The sequence below is a fragment of the Mitsuokella sp. oral taxon 131 str. W9106 genome (genome assembly GCF_000469545.1).
GTDB lineage: Bacteria > Bacillota > Negativicutes > Selenomonadales > Selenomonadaceae > AWVT01.
Genome location: NZ_KI273058.1, coordinates 120,210 through 137,720, shown reverse-complemented (window position 1 = coordinate 137,720; position 17,511 = coordinate 120,210). Strand labels below are relative to the sequence as shown.

Annotated in this window: 17 protein-coding genes, 1 tRNA gene and 1 other RNA gene; 3 read left to right on the top strand and 16 right to left on the bottom strand. The window is 60.0% G+C overall.

All coding sequences use genetic code 11. The features are described from left to right. Positions 1–9: 9 nt before the first annotated feature. From HMPREF1985_RS04965 to HMPREF1985_RS04910, 12 genes are all read right to left on the bottom strand, one after another. Positions 10–258, bottom strand: coding sequence for a pro-sigmaK processing inhibitor BofA family protein (locus HMPREF1985_RS04965; protein ID WP_021771407.1), 249 nt, complete (start codon positions 256–258; stop codon positions 10–12). Then, positions 258–854: a recombination mediator RecR gene (gene recR, locus HMPREF1985_RS04960; protein ID WP_021771406.1), complete on the bottom strand. Its 597-nt coding sequence runs from the start codon at positions 852–854 to the stop codon at positions 258–260. Before recR ends, HMPREF1985_RS04965 begins: the two co-directional genes overlap by 1 nt. Continuing rightward, positions 854–1,189 carry a YbaB/EbfC family nucleoid-associated protein gene (locus HMPREF1985_RS04955; RefSeq protein WP_040637128.1) on the bottom strand — a complete coding sequence of 112 codons (336 nt, stop codon included), beginning with the start codon at positions 1,187–1,189 and terminating at the stop codon, positions 854–856. The genes recR and HMPREF1985_RS04955 overlap by 1 nt, the downstream gene beginning before the upstream one ends. A gap of 66 nt (positions 1,190–1,255) precedes the next feature. Next, on the bottom strand, positions 1,256–3,121 hold the full coding sequence (gene dnaX / locus HMPREF1985_RS04950) for a DNA polymerase III subunit gamma/tau (protein WP_040637127.1): 1,866 nt from the start codon (positions 3,119–3,121) through the stop codon (positions 1,256–1,258). A 64-nt stretch (positions 3,122–3,185) separates the two neighbouring features. Further along, an RNA gene (gene ffs, locus HMPREF1985_RS10995) (signal recognition particle sRNA large type) lies at positions 3,186–3,438 on the bottom strand. A gap of 216 nt (positions 3,439–3,654) precedes the next feature. Next, positions 3,655–4,677 carry a YeiH family protein gene (locus HMPREF1985_RS04945; protein WP_040637126.1) on the bottom strand — a complete coding sequence of 341 codons (1,023 nt, stop codon included), beginning with the start codon at positions 4,675–4,677 and terminating at the stop codon, positions 3,655–3,657. Between the two features lie 126 nt (positions 4,678–4,803). Continuing rightward, positions 4,804–4,894: transfer RNA gene (locus tag HMPREF1985_RS04940), tRNA-Ser, on the bottom strand. A 318-nt stretch (positions 4,895–5,212) separates the two neighbouring features. Next, entirely contained in the window at positions 5,213–6,412 is a 1,200-nt protein-coding gene (locus HMPREF1985_RS04930; protein ID WP_021771400.1) for a NupC/NupG family nucleoside CNT transporter, read from the bottom strand. A 64-nt stretch (positions 6,413–6,476) separates the two neighbouring features. Continuing rightward, positions 6,477–6,863 carry a cytidine deaminase gene (locus HMPREF1985_RS04925; RefSeq protein WP_021771399.1) on the bottom strand — a complete coding sequence of 129 codons (387 nt, stop codon included), beginning with the start codon at positions 6,861–6,863 and terminating at the stop codon, positions 6,477–6,479. Next, positions 6,860–8,197, bottom strand: a complete 1,338-nt coding sequence (locus HMPREF1985_RS04920; RefSeq protein ID WP_021771398.1) for a pyrimidine-nucleoside phosphorylase — start codon at positions 8,195–8,197, stop codon at positions 6,860–6,862. The genes HMPREF1985_RS04925 and HMPREF1985_RS04920 overlap by 4 nt, the downstream gene beginning before the upstream one ends. 75 nt (positions 8,198–8,272) lie before the next feature. Continuing rightward, a complete protein-coding gene (locus HMPREF1985_RS04915) occupies positions 8,273–9,457 on the bottom strand; it encodes a phosphopentomutase (RefSeq protein WP_040637123.1) in 1,185 nt (394 codons plus the stop codon). Positions 9,458–9,603: 146 nt separating this feature from the next. Then, positions 9,604–10,140: a GNAT family N-acetyltransferase gene (locus HMPREF1985_RS04910; protein ID WP_021771396.1), complete on the bottom strand. Its 537-nt coding sequence runs from the start codon at positions 10,138–10,140 to the stop codon at positions 9,604–9,606. A 138-nt stretch (positions 10,141–10,278) separates the two neighbouring features. On the opposite strand from HMPREF1985_RS04910, the gene HMPREF1985_RS04905 reads away from it, so the two are divergent. The 3 genes from HMPREF1985_RS04905 to nrdG all read left to right on the top strand — a co-directional run bounded on the left by HMPREF1985_RS04905 (position 10,279) and on the right by nrdG (position 12,520). Further along, positions 10,279–11,292 (top strand): mechanosensitive ion channel family protein, encoded by a 1,014-nt coding sequence (locus HMPREF1985_RS04905; protein ID WP_231385171.1) that lies wholly within the window; start codon positions 10,279–10,281, stop codon positions 11,290–11,292. Positions 11,293–11,644: 352 nt separating this feature from the next. Further along, complete coding sequence (gene nrdD / locus HMPREF1985_RS04900) at positions 11,645–11,929, top strand: anaerobic ribonucleoside-triphosphate reductase (protein ID WP_040637119.1); 285 nt, start codon at positions 11,645–11,647, stop codon at positions 11,927–11,929. A gap of 84 nt (positions 11,930–12,013) precedes the next feature. After that, on the top strand, positions 12,014–12,520 hold the full coding sequence (nrdG, locus tag HMPREF1985_RS04895; protein ID WP_021771393.1) for an anaerobic ribonucleoside-triphosphate reductase activating protein: 507 nt from the start codon (positions 12,014–12,016) through the stop codon (positions 12,518–12,520). Positions 12,521–12,579: 59 nt separating this feature from the next. Here nrdG and HMPREF1985_RS04890 read toward each other — a convergent pair whose 3' ends face one another. The 4 genes from HMPREF1985_RS04890 to HMPREF1985_RS04875 all read right to left on the bottom strand — a co-directional run bounded on the left by HMPREF1985_RS04890 (position 12,580) and on the right by HMPREF1985_RS04875 (position 17,505). Continuing rightward, positions 12,580–13,251 (bottom strand): hypothetical protein, encoded by a 672-nt coding sequence (locus HMPREF1985_RS04890; RefSeq protein ID WP_021771392.1) that lies wholly within the window; start codon positions 13,249–13,251, stop codon positions 12,580–12,582. Positions 13,252–13,353: 102 nt separating this feature from the next. Continuing rightward, a complete protein-coding gene (metA, locus tag HMPREF1985_RS04885) occupies positions 13,354–14,286 on the bottom strand; it encodes a homoserine O-acetyltransferase MetA (protein ID WP_021771391.1) in 933 nt (310 codons plus the stop codon). 11 nt (positions 14,287–14,297) lie between these two features. Further along, complete coding sequence (locus HMPREF1985_RS04880) at positions 14,298–15,179, bottom strand: hypothetical protein (RefSeq protein ID WP_040637117.1); 882 nt, start codon at positions 15,177–15,179, stop codon at positions 14,298–14,300. 109 nt (positions 15,180–15,288) lie between these two features. Beyond that, the gene (locus tag HMPREF1985_RS04875; protein ID WP_040637115.1) at positions 15,289–17,505 is read right to left on the bottom strand and encodes an SF1B family DNA helicase RecD2; all 2,217 of its coding nucleotides are present in this window, start codon (positions 17,503–17,505) and stop codon (positions 15,289–15,291) included. Between the last annotated feature and the right edge of the window lie 6 nt (positions 17,506–17,511).

Here is a 17,511-nt window from a genome sequence, read left to right as displayed (position 1 = left end):
GCACGGCTCTCAATGCCCATGGTACGTGTAGAGCAGCACGGCAACGACGCCCGGCACGCCGAACACACCCACGATCAGCGCGCTCAAAAAGGTGATTTCGACCTTGGTCGCGACGAGCTTGACCACGAAGAGAATGACCGCGCCGGCAACGCTGTTTGTCACGAGTTTCCACACGAGGCGAAAGGGCAGCGATACAATCTTTCCGATGAGCCCGAGAACGATGAGTCCAATGGCAAATGCCACGATGATTTCAAGCATTAGATTTCCCTCCGATTTTCCATGGCCTTCGCGAGCGTGACCTCGTCGGCGTACTCGAGATCGCCGCCGATGGGAAGCCCATGCGCAATGCGCGTGACCGTGATCCCGAGGGGCTTGATGAGCTTCGCGAGGTACATCGCCGTCGCCTCGCCCTCGACATTCGGGTTCGTCGCCATGATGATTTCCTTGACCGTATCACCGGAAAGACGCGCGAGCAGCTCCTTGATCCGGATGTCGCCGGGGCCTATGCCTTCGAGCGGGGACAGCGCGCCGTGGAGCACGTGGTATGTTCCACGAAAATCCCGCATGCGCTCCATCGCCGCGACGTCCTGCGGCTGCTCGACAACGCAGATCACGGAGTGGTCGCGCGCCTCCGACTTGCAGATCGCGCACGGATCTTCATCGCTGAGGTTCTGGCAGACGCTGCAAAGGCCGATCTTCTCCTTCGCCTCAAGGATCGCCGAAGCGAGCGCGCGCGCCTTCCCGGCATCCATGTCAAGAACGTGATAGGCAAGGCGCACGGCAGTCTTGCTGCCGATGCCCGGCAAGGTGCGAAAGTGCTCGATGAGACGGGCGAGCGGCGCGATGTACTGCATCAGAGAAGTCCCGGCGGCAGGCCGAGACCGCTCGTGAGCTTGCCCATCTCAGACGCCATCATATCGTCGACTTTCTTGACCGCCTCGTTGAATGCGGCCGAGACGAGATCCTGCAGCATCTCCACGTCCTCCGGATCGACCGCTGCCGGATCGATCCGAAGGCTCTGCACCTGCTTCTCACCGTCCATGACGATCTTGACGGCTCCTCCGCCCGCCGTGACCTCGACCGTCTTCCGCTTTAACTCGTCCTGCATCTTCTTCATTTCGTTCTGCATTTTCTGGACTTTTTTCATCATGCCGGCCATATTGCCCATGTTGCCCATTCCACCAAACATCACAATGCCCCTTTCGGTCTTATCTACAGCATCCACCTATTAGCCTATCAAAATTGCCCTCTATCGTCAACCGCTCGGCTCGTCCTTCGGCGCGTCTGCGTCCGACAGCGGCGGCGGATCGTCTGGTAGCGGCACATCGCAGTGTGCGTCGGCGCCATGCGGCGCATCTGGCGCATCATCGTCCGGCACTTCGACGACCTCCACCGTGCCGCCTAGGATGTGCATCGCATTTTGAAGCGGCGCGCGCTCCTCCGGCGCGACCGAATCGAGATCGAACTCCTTCTTCGGCGCAGCCGGCATCGCCTTCTTTCCCCGCCGCTTTTCGCCGGTCCTGCGCGGCAGGACCGGCGAATCGTCTTCGCCCGTGCAGATAAGGCGCAGTGCATATCCCGTTTCCTCGTGCAGGATGCGCTCTACCGTCCGGCTGAAAATCCGTGCGAGCGACGGCCGCATGGAGCTGTTGAACGCGACGGTGAAGGTGCTTTCCGTCATGCCCGCAGGCTTCCCGTCCTGAAAGCAGGCATGCGCAGAGGGATTGCCTTCGAGCCGCTTGAGCAGCCGCGCGTAGACCTCCTTCGCTTCCGCTGAGGCAGGTGCTCGGCGAACCGCATGCGAAGCGGCAGGTGCCATCGGGGAGGCAGGCGCCAATGCGGGTGGGATGCGTCCGCTCTCTTCTGCTGCCTTTTCCATGCGCACGCGCTGCGGCGCACGCGCTTTCGGTGCAGGAATCGCGGAAAGCGCCGCTGAAAGAGAGGCAACCTTCGCCTCAAGCTCAGCCAGGCGCGCGCCGTCTTGCGCTCCGCTTTTTGCAGGAGCAGCAGATGCTACGGGCGGCACATGCCCTTCCATCTCGGGCTGCGCCAGTGCGAGCAGCGCGACCTCGACCGTGATACGCGGCTGCGGCGACCACTTGAGCTCCGCAAGCGCCTCGTGAAGGCGGCGGATCATCTGCATGATGCGCGCCGTCGAAAAGCATGCGCTCTGTGCTTTCAGCACATCTTCTGGCTCCGCGTAGAGATCCATCTCCTCTACCGTCCCCGCCGCCTGAAAAATCATGAGGCTCCGCAGGTGCAGCGTGAGTTCGACGAGCACCTGCCTGAGATCCTTGCCGCCCTGAATGAGCTGCGCGAGCCCCGCCAGGATCTCCTGCGTCCTGCCTTCCGCAACGGCACGCGTCATGCGGAATATCCACTCGTGCCCGATGAGCCCGAGCACGCGGCTCACACTCTTTGCCGTGACCTTGCCGCCCGCGACGGCAGAGCACTGATCGAGGATCGAGAGCGCATCCCGCATGCCGCCGTCCGCCTGTACGGCGATGAGCGCGAGCGCCGGCTCCTCCGCTTCGATGCCGCTCTCCTTTGCGACATAGGCGAGGCGTGCGCGGATCTCCTCCGCCGTGATGCGGCGGAAATCGAAGCGCTGACAGCGCGACTGTATCGTCGCGGGAACTTTATGTGCCTCCGTCGTCGCGAGGATGAATACGACGTGCGCTGGCGGCTCCTCGAGCGTCTTCAGGAGCGCGTTGAACGCCTCCATCGTCAGCATGTGCACCTCGTCGATGATGTAGACTTTATACCGCCCGTCGACGGGTGCAAACTTCACCTTCTCGCGCAGATCGCGAATCTCGTCGATGCCGCGGTTCGACGCCGCGTCGATCTCAAAGACATCCATCGAAGAGCCGTCTGCGATGCGCTTGCACGCTTCGCAGGTCCCGCATGGCTCCGCCGTCGGTCCATGCGCGCAGTTGAGCCCTTTCGCGAGAATCTTTGCCGTGCTCGTCTTGCCCGTGCCGCGCGGACCAGAGAAGAGGTAGGCATGGCCGATGCGCCCGCTTTCGATCGCGTTTGCGAGCGTGCGGCTCACGGCATCCTGCCCGACGAGATCGGAAAACGTTCCCGGACGCCATTTGCGATACAGCGCAACATAAGCCATAGCCCTTCTCCTTTCATCGGCTCGCCGACTGCCGCATACAGAAAAAGCAGCCCCGCGAACGCGAAGCTGCCTTCCTTTTTCACGTCGAACCGCAGTCCCCAGGCACCCTCACGGCACATGAGACGATTCACTTAACGCTGCTTCCTTCCGGACCTGACGTGGTTCATGAGATCCCATTGCGCAAGACCCGAACACTGCAGCCCGACCTGGAAAAGGAACTTTTGATTTCAAAACTCCTTCTTGAACCTATTGCTATCTTATCATTTCCAAGGCGATTCGTCAACTTCACGTCGCGGCAAACGGCCGATCAGGCAGCGCAGGCGGACCGTCCATCGGCGCATCGGGCCAAGCAGGCCGCATTTCCATTTCCCCTTATGCGCGCCAAACGCAGCTTCCATGCCATCACGGCGCGCGAGACGACTGCCTTCACGCCTCTCTCTTTCGGTCAAAACGTCCCTCTTGAAACTGCCCACATCTTACCATCTTTGCCTAGGCCCGTCAACTTGCGATCCCCCGTAATGCATGCGGCCGCCTTAGAAGAAATGGCTCACAACCGCATAGGCGAGAGCGAGCATGATGCAGGAGCAGATTGCCGCACTCGCAAAGGGGCGCGCGCCGCTCTTCGCGATGACGTCGAAATTGACGTTGATGCCAAGCGCTGCCATAGCCATCCCAAGCAAGAGATAGGCAAGATTCACAAGAGTGCCTAAAAAATCCGCTGAAAGACCGAGATACGAGCCGACGGCGCTCGCGAGAATAAATCCCCCCATGAAGTACGGGATGGGAACGGAGAGCTTGCCGCCCTCTGCCTTCGCGCTGCGTCTCATTTCGATGAGACCGATGATGAGCGCAACGGGCGCGAGGAGCAGCACGCGAGAGAGTTTCGCAATGATCGCGGAATCCGTGCCAGCCTGTCCCGCACTGCCTCCCGCTGCGACAGCGTGCGCGATCTCATGCAGGCTTAACCCCGCCATCGTGCCGAACTGTGCGTTCGTAAAGTGCAGCACGGGCAGCAGCCCAACCTCGACGAGCGTGAAGAGCGTGCCGAGGATCGCGACGATCGCGACGGCGAGGACAGACTGGTCCGCCTTTGCCTTCAAGGGCGCCGAAACGCCCATGACCGCTGCCGCGCCGCATATGCTGCAGCCGCATGCCGTAAGCATCGCGAGCGTATGGTCGACCTTGAAGAGACGCGCGAGCGCGTAGTTCAGGACCAGCATGACCGTCACCATGAAGACCGCCGCTTCGAGTCCCTTCAGCCCCTCGTGGAGGAGCAGGGCCAAATTGAGCTTGAAGCCAAGCAGAATGATGCCCGCGCGCAGGAACTTATTCGCAATAAAGCCCGTGCCGCTCGCGCGCGCCGACGCCTTGATGGCGCGCACGAGCTGGACGAGCATGCCGAGGAGCAGCGCGAGCACCAAGTGGCCGACGAGCGAAAGCCCAGGAAGCCCCGCAAGCTCCTTGCCGAGCAAGGAGCAAAGGAGCGTGATGACGAGCGCAGGCAAGAAGGCGCGAAACCTTCCGATCCAATTCGCCTGCTGTTCTTGCTTTCCCATGAAAACATCCTTCCTAAAACGTACCTGAGACCAAGGACAGTATATACCGTATATTACGTACGAACCCATCTGTAAAATGCAGCAAAAGGAAAACGCCTGCTACCTCGTAACAGGCGTGTCATGTCATGGCGGAGAGTGAGAGATTCGAACTCTCGGTACAGTATCACCGTACACACGCTTTCCAGGCGTGCTCCTTCAACCACTCGGACAACTCTCCAAATGCTCTACCCATAAAGGTAATTCAATTTTATGCGCACGCCAACAGCCGCCCGCAACAGGATGGATTATATCATCAATAGCCAGTCGGTGTCAATCCCTCAAGCATGGCGTTTTCACCAGATTTGCATAGGATGAAGACGTCTGCAGCGAGTATGACGTCCTCCCTGTTTCCCACCTCGAGACCCTCGCAGTCCAAGGCGTCCATCTCTTTGCGCAGCTTCCTGCGCAGAAGCTGCGCATCAGCCGTAATCCATGCTTCGAGCTTCTGAGCCGAATTTCTTCCCCCTTTATATGACGTGCATTGCACCCCTTCTCCTCACCACACGAAAAGTCCCGCCATAGCTGCCGAAAGAAGCGATACCAGGAGGCCTGCGAGTGCGAGATAGGCGACGTTCCGTGCGATGAGCTCATGCCGGCTCGTGTCGACAAGTGTGCGGAACGTGCCGAGCAGGATGCCGATCGTCGTGAGGTTGGCAAACGAGGTCAAAAAGACGGTCAGCACGGCCTGCACGTGCGGGCTGTACGTATGGATGACGTCCTTCAGGCTAAGCATGACGACAAATTCGTTCGTGATGAGCTTTTCGCCCATGTACTGTGCAATCTGAAATGCCTCACTCGCGCTTAGCCCCATGAGCCATGCGAACGGGAACAAGATGCAGCCGAGAATGGTTTCGAGCGAGAGCCCCGCATAGACCGCACCGAGGCATACGTCGAGGAATTTCGCGAGCGCGACGAACGCGATGACGTTCGCGCCAATGATGAGCACAAGCCTGCCCGCACTGAGGATGGAGTTCGCGAGGTACGAGAAGAATGGCTCGCATTCCGCATCGTCTGTGCGAATCGTCACGGCGATATCCTCTTCCGGTGCGATCTTCACGGGGTGAAGGATCGACGAGACGAGCAGCGCATTGACGACGTTCAGCGGAATCGCCGCGAGCACGTAGGCAGGCGGCATCAGCTGCGTGTAGGATGCGACGACGGGCGCCGTGACACAGCTCATCGACATGAGCCCGACCGTAAGGCACCGATCCGCCTTCATGCGCGAAAGCTGGAACTTCGAGACGGCCAGCGCTTCCGAGTTGCCGAGAAACATCATCTCGATCGAAAAAAACGCTTCGAACTTCGGTGCTCCCGTGATGCAGGAAAGGCCCTTGCCGACCCAGCGAATCAGAAATGGCAGGATGCCAAAGTACGTCAGGATATCGAAGAGCGGCACGATGAAGAGAATCGGCAGCAGTACCGCCGTAAAAAAATTCATCTGCGGAACGTTCACCCAGTCGGGAAAGACGAACGCGATGCCCGAAAAGGCAATCTGAATGAGTGCATGGAAGCCGTCCGCCGCCAAGCGGACGCAGCGTCTCCCCGCCTCAAATCCCATGAGGAATCCCGCGAGCACAAGATTCAAAACAAAGAGCACGCAGGCGCTGCGCCATCGAATCTCATGGCGCTTCTTGGAAAAGAGGACGGCGATGCCCAAAAAGACGAAAATGCCGATCATATTCATAAACAGAAACATGGAAATCCCTCCTGGAAATCGGAACGGGATCGAATCAAAAACGATGGTCCGTTCGCTCGGCGCATCAGAGATCGCGCCCAGAAAAGGCGAACGGCAAAAGTTCCGCCGCGCGCACCGTGCGCACCGCCCCGTTCAAGTTCGCCATGACGACGCGTTCGATGCCGAACTCCGCGATGACCTGCCGGCACGCGCCGCACGGGGCGCAGGGCGCATCCGTATCGGCGATGACGGCGATGGCACAAAGCTCCCGCGCCCCCTCTGAGACTGCTTTTTGGATTGCCGTGCGTTCGGCGCAGTTCGTGAGTGGATAGCTCGCGTTCTCGACGTTGCAGCCGCCGAACACCCTGCCGTCCGCTGCGAGCACTGCTGCACCGACCGCGAAATGCGAATACGGCACGTAGGCGTGCTCGCGATACGACCGCGCGGCCTCAATGAGTCTCTCGTCTGTCATGCGCCCGCCTCCTCAAAGCGCGCGACACCGTCCTTTGTGACCTGCGCGTAGATGAGCGGGCGTCTTGCGGGCGCCTCCGCGCCGATCCCAACCGCGCTTCGGTACATGCGCTCCGCCTCACGGAATGCCATCGTGTTGTCCGTGTAGAGCGCAGCGATGCTCTCTCCCTTTTCGACGCGCTCACCGTACTTTTTGCGAAGCACGATGCCGGCGGCGGGATGGATGACGCTGTCCTTGCGCTCGCGCCCCGCGCCGAGGACGACGGCCGTCTCGCCGATCTTCTCCGCATCCATCGCGGTGATGTAGCCGGAATCGTTCGCGCGGATCTCCGTCATGGCCATTGCCTCGGGGAACTTCGAGGGGTCTCGAAGCACGGCGTCATCGCCGCCTTGTGCGCGCACCATCGCGCAGAGGCGATCGAGCGCCGTTCCCTTCGCAACCGACTCCTCCGCCGCCCTGCGGCACGCTGCGAGATCGCCTCTTCCCGCAAGGAAGAGCATGTGCGCCGCGAGTGTGAGCGATACTTCCGTGAGATCCTTCGGTCCCTCGCCCTTCAGGACGGCGATGGACTCGGCAACCTCAAGGCTGTTGCCGATCGCACGGCCGAGCGGCACGTCCATATCGGTCACGAGCGCGACCGTGCGCTTTCCTGCGCCCTCGCCGATCGCGACCATCGCACGCGCGAGCGCGATCGCATCCGCTTCCGTCTTCATGAATGCGCCCGAACCCGTCTTGACGTCCAAAAGGATCGCGTCGCTCCCTGCCGCGAGCTTCTTGCTCATGATGGAAGACGCGATGAGCGGCAGGCTGTCGACCGTCGCCGTCACGTCGCGCAGCGCGTAGAGCTTTTTGTCGGCGGGCGCAAGGTTTCCCGTTTGCCCGATGAGTGAGAGCCCACAGGCGCGCACCGTTTCGAAGAACTTCTCCTGCGGGATCACCGCCTTAAAGCCGGGGATCGATTCAAGCTTATCGATCGTGCCGCCCGTGTGTCCGAGCCCGCGCCCGCTCATCTTCGCGACCTTCGCGCCGCATGCAGCGACGATCGGTGCGCAGATGAGCGTCGTCTTGTCGCCGACGCCGCCCGTCGAATGCTTGTCTACCTTCACGCCCGCAATGGCGGAAAGATCCATCGTGTCGCCCGACGCCGCCATCGCCTTCGTCAGCGCCGTCGTCTCTTCCTCCGTCATGCCGGAGAAACAGATCGCCATGAGCATCGCTGCCATTTGGTAGTCGGGGATCGCGTCTTTCACATAGCCGTCAATCATGTATGAAATTTCTGCTTCGCTAAGCGCTTTTCCATGTTTTTTCTTCGTGATGAGATCGTACATCCGCATCGGGGAACCCTTCCTTTATCCGTCTATCCGTCTATTCGTCAAATCCGTGCATCCCTATGCAGCCGCCTTGCCGGTTCATTCCGCCAAGAGGCGCGGCAGCAGGCTCTCGCCCTTCGTCGTGAGCGGTGCGCCGAACATGTCCGCGACGGTCGCACCGAGCATCGCGAACGTCGGATACGTGCCGAGATTCGCGCCCTGCTTGATCGGCTTGCCGTAAACGAGAAGCGGCACGTACTCGCGCGTATGGTCCGTGCCGGGCGCGCCGGGATCACAGCCGTGGTCCCCCGTGATCATGACGACGTCGCCCGCCTGCATCTTCTCCATCATCGCGCCGAACTGCGCATCGAACTCCGTCATCGCCGCCGCGTAGCCGTCGATGTCGCGCCGATGCCCGTACGCCATGTCGAAGTCGACGAGATTGACGAACGCGAGCCCCGTGAAAGCCTCGTCCATGAGCGCAAGCGTCTTTCTCATACCGTCGGCATTGTCACGGTTGATGCCAAGGCTGCGGCTCACGGAGCGCCCCGCAAAGATGTCCGCGATCTTTCCGACGCCGATCGTCGCGAGCCCTTTTCGCGCGAGCGCGTCAAGCATCGTGTCGCCCGTCGGGTCGAGCGAGAAATCGTGGCGGCGCGGCGTGCGCTCGTAGTCCGGGTACTGGCCGATGTAGGGCCGCGCGATGATGCGTCCGACGCCGTGCTCGCCCTGCATGATCGCACGCGCCTTGCGGCAGTAGCCGTAGAGCGTCTCGACGGGCACATCCGCCTCGTTTGCCGCGATCTGCAGCACGCTGTCCGCTGATGTGTAGACGATAAGCCCGCCCGTCTCCTCCTGCTCGCGCCCGTAGTCCAAAATGACCTGCGTGCCGGAATACGGCCTGTTGCAGAGGATCTTCTTCCCAAATGCCGCCTCGAGCTTTGCGATGACCTCCGGCGGGAAGCCGTTTGGATACGTCGGCATCGGACGCTCGGAGACGACGCCCGCCATCTCCCAATGCCCCGTCGTCGTGTCCTTGCCGCGCGAAAGCTCGCGCAGGCGCGCGAAGGATCCGATAGGATCCGCTGCCGGCGTGCCGCAGCCGACGCCGTCGATATTGAACAGGCCGATCTGCTGCAAATTCGGTGTGCTGTATTGCTTTGAGCCAACGATCGACTTGAGCGTATGGCATGCGGGGCCGTCCCCAAAATCAGCCGCATCGGGCTCCGCGCCGATGCCGAGACTGTCGAGTACGATAACGAATACACGCTTGATCTTTTCCATGCTGTCCTTCCTTGCCCGCGCATCCCATCGCGCGAAACTTGCCTGATTTCTTTTCATTGCGTTCATGGCACGCCGATATCGTCCCTTGCGCCGATGCGCTATCTGAGCCATTCGATACCTACGTGCGCTGCTCCTGTCGTGCCTTCTCAGAGTTCTTTCCCCTCTCGCTTGCGTTGCTCGTACTCGCGGTCAAGGATGCCGAGCACGACAAGGTTTTCGTAGACGCCATTTGTCAGGAGCGTCTCGCGGATAAGCCCCTCGCGCACCATGCCCTCCGATTCGTAGAGGTGAAGCGCGCGTGCATTGTAGTCCTTGCAGTCGAGCCAAACGCGGTGGAATTTCTTGTCCTCAAATGCCCACGCCTTCAGGAGCTTCATCGCCTCATGCCCGTAGCCCATGCCCTTTTTCGCCATGATGACATGCGTCCACTCCATCTCGTGCGCCTCATTCGTGAGTCCGTTGACGAGAAAGTAGCCGACGCGGTCGCCCGTCGCCTTTTCCTCGACGATGACGTCCATCGACGCCTTGCCGATCTCCATGACTTTCGTATGAAAGTCCCGATCAAATGCGACGATGTAGGGGCTGTTCTCCGCATCGTGCTGCAAGTCCATGATGAAATCCAAATCGTCAAAATCCGCCTTTCGAAGCCGAAGGCGCGGACCCTCGCGCAATACTGCCGTCACAAAAATCCCTCCTGCAAAAGCTATTCCATTCTATCGGTTCTATAGTATAATGAAATGACCGTAAATTCAACCCATGCGAAAGGAGGAATCCCCTTGCCACAGATTGACTGGATTGACTGGGCGCACCTCACCGAGGAGATGCTCCTGCCGCTGTGCATCCTGATCGGTGCGCTCATAGCCGGCATCACGGTGGACAAGCTCATCAACCGCCGCATCAAGAAACATTTGAAAATAGAAGAGGGCACTTGGCGCTTCATTTTCATCAATGCCCTGCGCGGCGTGCCCGTCTCGCTCGCGCTCGTCACGGGTCTCTACTGGATCGTCAACACGATCGACATCCCCGACTCCCTCGCCCGCCTGTTTTCCTATATCCTGTTCACCGTCATCGTGCTCTCCATCACACGCGTCACCTCGCGCACGGTAGGCAGCGTCATCGAGCGGCAGATCGAAAAGAGTGGCGAGAACCTGCCGAAGACGACGCTGCTCTCGACCATCCTGACCGTCGTCATCTACGCGATGGGCGTGCTCATCATCCTACAGTACTACGGCATCTCCGTCGCGCCAATCCTCACCGCGATGGGCGTCGGCGGCATGGCCGTCGCGCTCGCGCTGCAGGAGACGCTCGCCAACATCTTCGCCGGGCTGCACCTCATCCTCTCGAAGCAGATCCGCCTCGACGATTACATCCGCCTGAGCACGGGCGAGGAAGGGCGCGTCACGGACATTACCTGGCGCTTCACGACGATCATCCCCGTCGGCGGCGGCAACATGATCGTCATCCCAAACCAGAAAATCGCCTCGTCGAACATCACGAACTTCTCGATGCCGCGCCGCGACATCATCATCAGCGTTCCCGTCGGCGTCTCCTACGACAGCGACCTCGACAAGGTCGAGCGCGTGACGCTTGAGGTCGCGCGCGAGGTGCTCGCGCGCACGGACGAGGACGTCAAGACCGAGCCTGCCGTCTCCTTCCACACGCTTGCCGACTCGAGCATCAACTTCAACGTCGTCATGCATTCGAGCCTTTTCGACCGTCAGTTCCGCTTGAAGCATGAGTTCATCAAGGCGCTCATCAAGCGCTACCGCAGCGAGGGCATCGAGATCCCCTATCCCGTCCGCACGGTCATCCAGGAAAATCAGGAAAAGGAATAAGTTGTCCACGCATTCCTGTGGATAAGATTTTACGGAAAATCTTTATTCATTACTTTTTCCCCAATTGGATTCCCATGCCTTGCACAGCGGGAGCGAACCGCTTCTTCCCTCCTTGTCGAGAAGAATAAAAATTCATATTATCGATATTTATTCATAGTATCCTGTGGATAACGCCTAATCAGAAGTGCAAGATATGGTAGTGCCCTTGACTCGGTATCAGTAGATATTGTATAATCGATTCGAGTTTAGCCGAGGCGATGCAGATCGCATCCGTGTCGCATCCGTGCTTAAACATGCAGGCTACAAGGAGGCGCAGCGCCTCCCCTATTTTGGACAAGGACAGGTGACCACAATGGTAGTAAACGGCATCAACGTGACCGTAAACGGGCTTTCCCATATTTCCGAGCAGGAAATCGCAAGCTATATCGACTGCGTCGAGCAGAAGACGAACGAGCGTGTCAGCAGTCTCGATCTCTCCCCGGCCGAGAATGGGAAGATCGCGATCGAGTACGTGCTCCAGCCGCAGAAATTCGAGCGCATCCGCCGCATCACAGGCTATCTCGTCGGAACCGTCGACCGTTGGAACGATGCGAAGCAGGCTGAAGAACACGAGCGCGTCAAGCACGGGCTCCACTGACCCGCACCGATCGCCAACCCCTTGCGAGCCGCTGCCTGTCCCTCCACGGCAACGGCTCTCTTTCTGTCTATCGAGGTACTCCCCATGAATGAAACCCTACAGGTTGCGGGCGTCGTCGACGAGTCCGTCGTTGACGGCGACGGCGTGCGCTTTACGATCTTCGTGCAGGGCTGCCCGCGCCACTGTCCCGGCTGCCAGAACGAAGAGACGCAGCCGCTCACGGGCGGCAGGGCGGAAACGGTCGATTCGCTCTTCGCCCAAATTCGGAAGAATCCGCTGCTCACCGGCGTGACGTTCAGCGGTGGCGAGCCGTTCCTGCAAGCTGCACCGCTCGCCGTCCTCGCCAAAAAGCTCCATGCGGCAGGCCTTGACGTATGGTGCTACACGGGATTCACCTTCGAGGAACTGCGCGCAAAAGGCGATGCGGCGACGGACGCACTGCTCGCTTCCGTGGACGTCCTCGTCGACGGCGACTACCGCGAAGCCGAGCGCGACCTCACGCTCCACTTCCGCGGCTCGCGCAACCAGCGCGTCATCGCGATGAAGGAGACGCGAAATTGCGGTCATGTGGTGCTGCTTTACGACCATTGATTTTCCAATAGAAGAAGGACTGCTCCCATGCGGCAGTCCTTCTTTTAGGTTCGGTTTTTCTAGGTTCGGTTTTTCTTCTTGTTATCCTTCTTATCCTTCGCGCCGTGCTGGTTCCCTTCCTCAGGATGATCCTTCTCATACTGCGCCTTGCTCCATTCCTTGCGCTTCGCTTCGAGTATCTTCTTGTCCGCTTCCGTAAGCGTTCCATTCGTGCGGGAAGCGATCTCGATCTGATGGGCATTCGCATACGCGATGATCGCTTGATAGAACTTGCCGTCGACGTCCTTATCGGAAAGATTCGCGAGCCTTATGGGCTCTTCGTCGCTGCGCTTGTCGGAAAAGATCGTGCCCCAGTCCTGATCGAGGTCGTCGTGCTGCGTGATGCGCACGGTTCCCTCCTTGAGGTTCAGCGTCAGATACTCTGCTGCTCCGACGAGGCCGTCGTAGCCGTCGAGGGAGAGCTGCTTCCACCGCCTTTTTGAGACGACATCCTGTATTTGGATGGCGTCGTAAGTGCGCAGCGTCGGCACGACAAGTATATTGAGATCGACGATGCCGTCCTTGACGCCGTAGTGCATTTGCGCCTTGTTGAAGTAGTAGCTCTGGCGCGCGGTCGACTGCACCCACTCGTAGATGTACTCGGGCACAAGCACCGCAGCCTCCGTCCCTTTGGGAAGGATCGCCGCTAGGATTGCGGCTGCTCCCAGCACACCAAAGAACCATCGCTTCATGCCCAATCACTCCTGCCTGTCCCATCACCGTATTCAAGGAAACGGATCTTATCAAATGACGACGTTATCGTAACGCACGCAAATGAAATCCCGCTGAATCGATCAGTCGCGTTCCTTGTAGAGGCTGTCGAGTTCATACGGCGTTTCCTGATAGACGTAGTAATTGAGCCAGTTCGCGAAGAGAAGATGCGCAACGGAACGCCAGCGGACGACGGGGGTCTGCCGCGGGTCATCATCCGGATAGTAGTTCTGCGGGATGTTCGGATGGAGCCCCGCCGCTTCGTCGCGGTCGTATTCCTGCTTGAGCGTCAGCGGGTCGTACTCCGCATGCCCCGTGATGAAGAATTGGCGCGCCTCGAGGTTCGCGATGATATAGGGTCCCGCCTCGCCTTCCGCTTCCGCGAGTATGGCAAGCTCCGGCACGCGCTCGATATCCTCACGCCGGTTTTCCGTATAGCGCGAGTGCGGCACGTAGAAGATATCGTCAAATCCGCGCAGGAGCTTCTCGTGCTCGACGCAGAGGTGGTGCGGGTAAACGCCGAAAATCTTTTGGGGCACATCGTGCTTCTTGATGCCGTAGTGGTAGTAGAGCCCCGCCTGTGCGCCCCAGCAAATGTGGAAGACGGAATAGACGTGTTTCTTGCTCCACTCCATGATCTCCGCGACTTCGTCCCAGTAGGCGACTTCCTCGAATGCCATGTTTTCGACGGGCGCGCCTGTGATGATCATGCCGTCGTACTTTTTGTGGCGCACCTCGGCAAACGTGCCGTAAAACTCCGTGAGGTACGCATGCGACGTGTGGCTCGGCACATACGACTCCGTGTAGATGAAGTCCACTTCCACCTGCAGGGAGGTATTGCCCAAAAGGCGCAGGAGCTGCGTCTCCGTAACCGACTTGATGGGCATGAGGTTCAAGATGATCAGCCGAAGCGGACGGATGTCCTGACTGTAGGCGCGATCCGCATCCATGACGAAGATATTCTCTCCCTCAAGGACGTGAGCCGCCGGCAGGTTGTTCGGTATCTTAATTGGCATACGGCACTTCCTTAATCTTCAATGCTATAGCGGTTGAGCCACATCGAATAGCCTGCTGCATAGGCGCGCAGCTTCTCGATTCCCTTGTACGCGACGCTCGTAGGCGGGATCATGCGATAGGCGCCGTCCATGTCGTCATCCAAGTCCTTCCAGCCCGAAGCGGGCGTCCAGCGCGTCCCCTTTATGATGCGCTCCGTTCCCTGCGGGAGGTTGACTGCCGCCTTTTGGAACTGGATCTCCATGACGTGCCCTGCGCTGTCCTTCGTCTCCGCCCATTTCCAAAAGATGAGGTTTTCGCCTTTCATGCGCATCGTCGTCGTATCGCCGGTCACGTGCATGCGCGTGCCGTCCGGCGCCACACTGTCCCAAAGCGTGATCCAGCGGTCATCCGCCTTGGCACGCTTTGCTTCGCCGATGGCAAAGACTTGGTCCACAACGGCATCGTAGAATCCCTCGTCAAACTCCTGGCTCGTGATCTCCTTGGCGCGTCCATCGGCATGCGACCAAAGCACCTTGCCGGAAGCATCGCAGAACTCTTCCTTCGCGTACTGCAGCGTGCGGTTCTGCGGGTTGATGACGATCTCCGCAAGGCTGTAGGCGAACTGCGACGGATCGAGAATGACCGCCTTCAGCCCGTACGCATCGATCGTTTCCTTGGCGCCCTCGTAGCTGTAGGAGGTTTTCGTCCATGCAGCGATCTCCGTCGCGATCTTGCCGCGTGAAGTAGAAGCCGTATGTGTGACGACGACGGACGACGGATCGTAGAACTTGCTGTACTTGTCATCGGACGAGAGCCAATACCAGCCATCTGCGGCGTATGCCGCGCCCATTTGCACCGCAAGCATCACAGCCAAGGCGCAGACGGCGAAAAACAGGCGAAGTGCATATCTCATAGGATTCTCCTCCCTTTCCATTCATTCGTATGATTACCACTATTAATTTACTATTTTACTATGAAACCGCAAGAAATCAAGCCGGCGCGCCGATACGTGCCCGCCCTCCTCATTTTCTCCGCGCGAGACGCTCGGCGAGCAGCGTATAGCGACGCTTCGTCCGATCGTTCTCGACGGCAGTCCGAAGCGCTGCGCGCGAGCCGAGCAGAATGACCTTCTCCCTGGCGCGCGTCACGGCCGTGTAGAGGAGATTGCGCTGCAGCATGATGCGATGGCCCGCGACGAGCGGCAGGACGATAACTGGATACTCACTGCCTTGGCTCTTATGAACGCTCATCGCGTAGGCGAGCTGCAGCTCGCCTAGCTCGCCGCGCTCGTAGCCGACGACAAGCCCCTCGCCGAAGCGCACGGAAAGCCCGCTCGCGTCGAGTGCCGTGATAAAGCCGATATCGCCGTTGAATACCTGCTTCGTGTAGTTGTTCTTCGTCTGCATGACCTTATCACCGAGCCGGAACGTATGCGAGGCACCGACGTACTCCGGCTTTGCCTGCGACTTCGGATTGAGCGCTTCCTGCAGCAGGCGGTTGAGATTGTCGACGCCGCACTCCTGCCGATGCATCGGCGCGAGCACCTGCACGTCCGAAAGCGGCGAGAACCCCTTCTGCGGCAGGAAGTTCGCACAGAGCGAGACGATCTTCTCCGCCGTCGTCGCGGCATCGGGAAGCTCCCAAAACTGAAACTCCGCGCCCACGTCGCGCACGGCCACGGGCTCGCGTCCTGCATTGATCGCATGCGCATTCATGACGATGCTGCTCTCGCCCTGCTGGCGAAAGACTTCCGTCAGGCGCACGCTCGGCACGGCTTTCGAGCGCAGGATGTCCTTCAGGACAGCGCCGGGGCCGACGGCAGGAAGCTGATCGACATCGCCGACGAAGACGACACGGCAGCCCATCGGAACGGCGGCGAGAAAGTGCGCCATGAGCATAATATCCATCATCGAAACCTCGTCCAGGATAACAGCGTCCGTTTCGAGCGGCTCGTCCTCGCTGCGCAGGAACTGTACCGTGCCGCGGATGCCCTGCGCTTCGAGCATGCGGTGAACGGTCACCGCCTTTCGCCCCGTCGCTTCCGCAAGACGCTTTGCCGCGCGCCCAGTCGGCGCACCGAGCAGGATCGAAAGCCCCTTTTCCTCCAAGAGGTCGAGCATCGCGCGGACGACCGTCGTCTTGCCCGTGCCAGGTCCGCCCGTGAGGACAAATACGCCGTGTTCGAGCACGCTTGCGACGGCATCGCGCTGTGCTGGTGCAAGCGACAGGCCTGTCTTCCGCTCCCACTTTGCGACAAGGGCCGCGCCACGATCCGCGCCCGCGACGGCATGCGCGTTTTTCTGCAAATCGAGGAGCTTTTCGGCGACGGCACATTCCGCGCGGTAGAGCTGCGATGGGTAGATGAGCATGTCCGCGCCCTCGTACTCGACGGCGAGCCGCTTTGCGGCGAGCTGCGCCTGTATCACGTCGCGCACGCGCGCCGCAGGAACGCCGAGGAGCTTTGCCGCCTTCTCGGCGAGCGGGCCTTCGGGGATGCAGCAATGCCCATTTGTCGCGATCTGCTGCAGCGCGTAGTCAATGCCCGCCGCTACGCGCTCCGTGTCATCGCCTGCGACACCGAGGCTCGCGGCGATCGCGTCCGCCGTCTGAAAGCCGATGCCTTCGATTTCGCGTGCGAGCTGGTACGGATGATGCTGGAGCACATCGAGCGAAAAGGACGAATAGGCCTTGAAGATGCGCGCGGCAAACGTGCCCGATATGCCATGTCCCTCAAGCCATACCATGATCTCACGCAGCTCCGTCTGCGCGCGATAGGATGCGGCGATCTTCTCCGCCGTCTTCCTGCCGATGCCCGCAACCTCTTGGAGCTGATGCGGCTGTTCCTCGATGATCCGCAGCGCATCCGTGCCGAACTTCTTTACGATGCGCGCTGCCATCGCAGGGCCGATTCCCTCCACTGCCCCCGAGGCGAGGAAGCGCTCGATGCCCTTTGCGCTCGACGGTGCCTCAACGCGCAGCGACCGCGCCTTGAACTGCTGCCCGAAGCGCGGATGATTGACCCACGTGCCCGCAAGGCGCACCTGTTGCCCCACGAGCGGCGCAGCGCACGGCGCCGTGACCGAGACACGGCTGTTCCCGCCTGCCGGACGCAGGCGAAAGACGGAGAAGCTGCCTTCGTCATTCGTGAAGACAACGCTGTCAACGCTGCCTTCAAGCTCCTCGGGCGCGGGTTCATCGCCAAATCCGAGGATCGTCTGCTCATTTCGCTTGTCCGGCATTTGCTC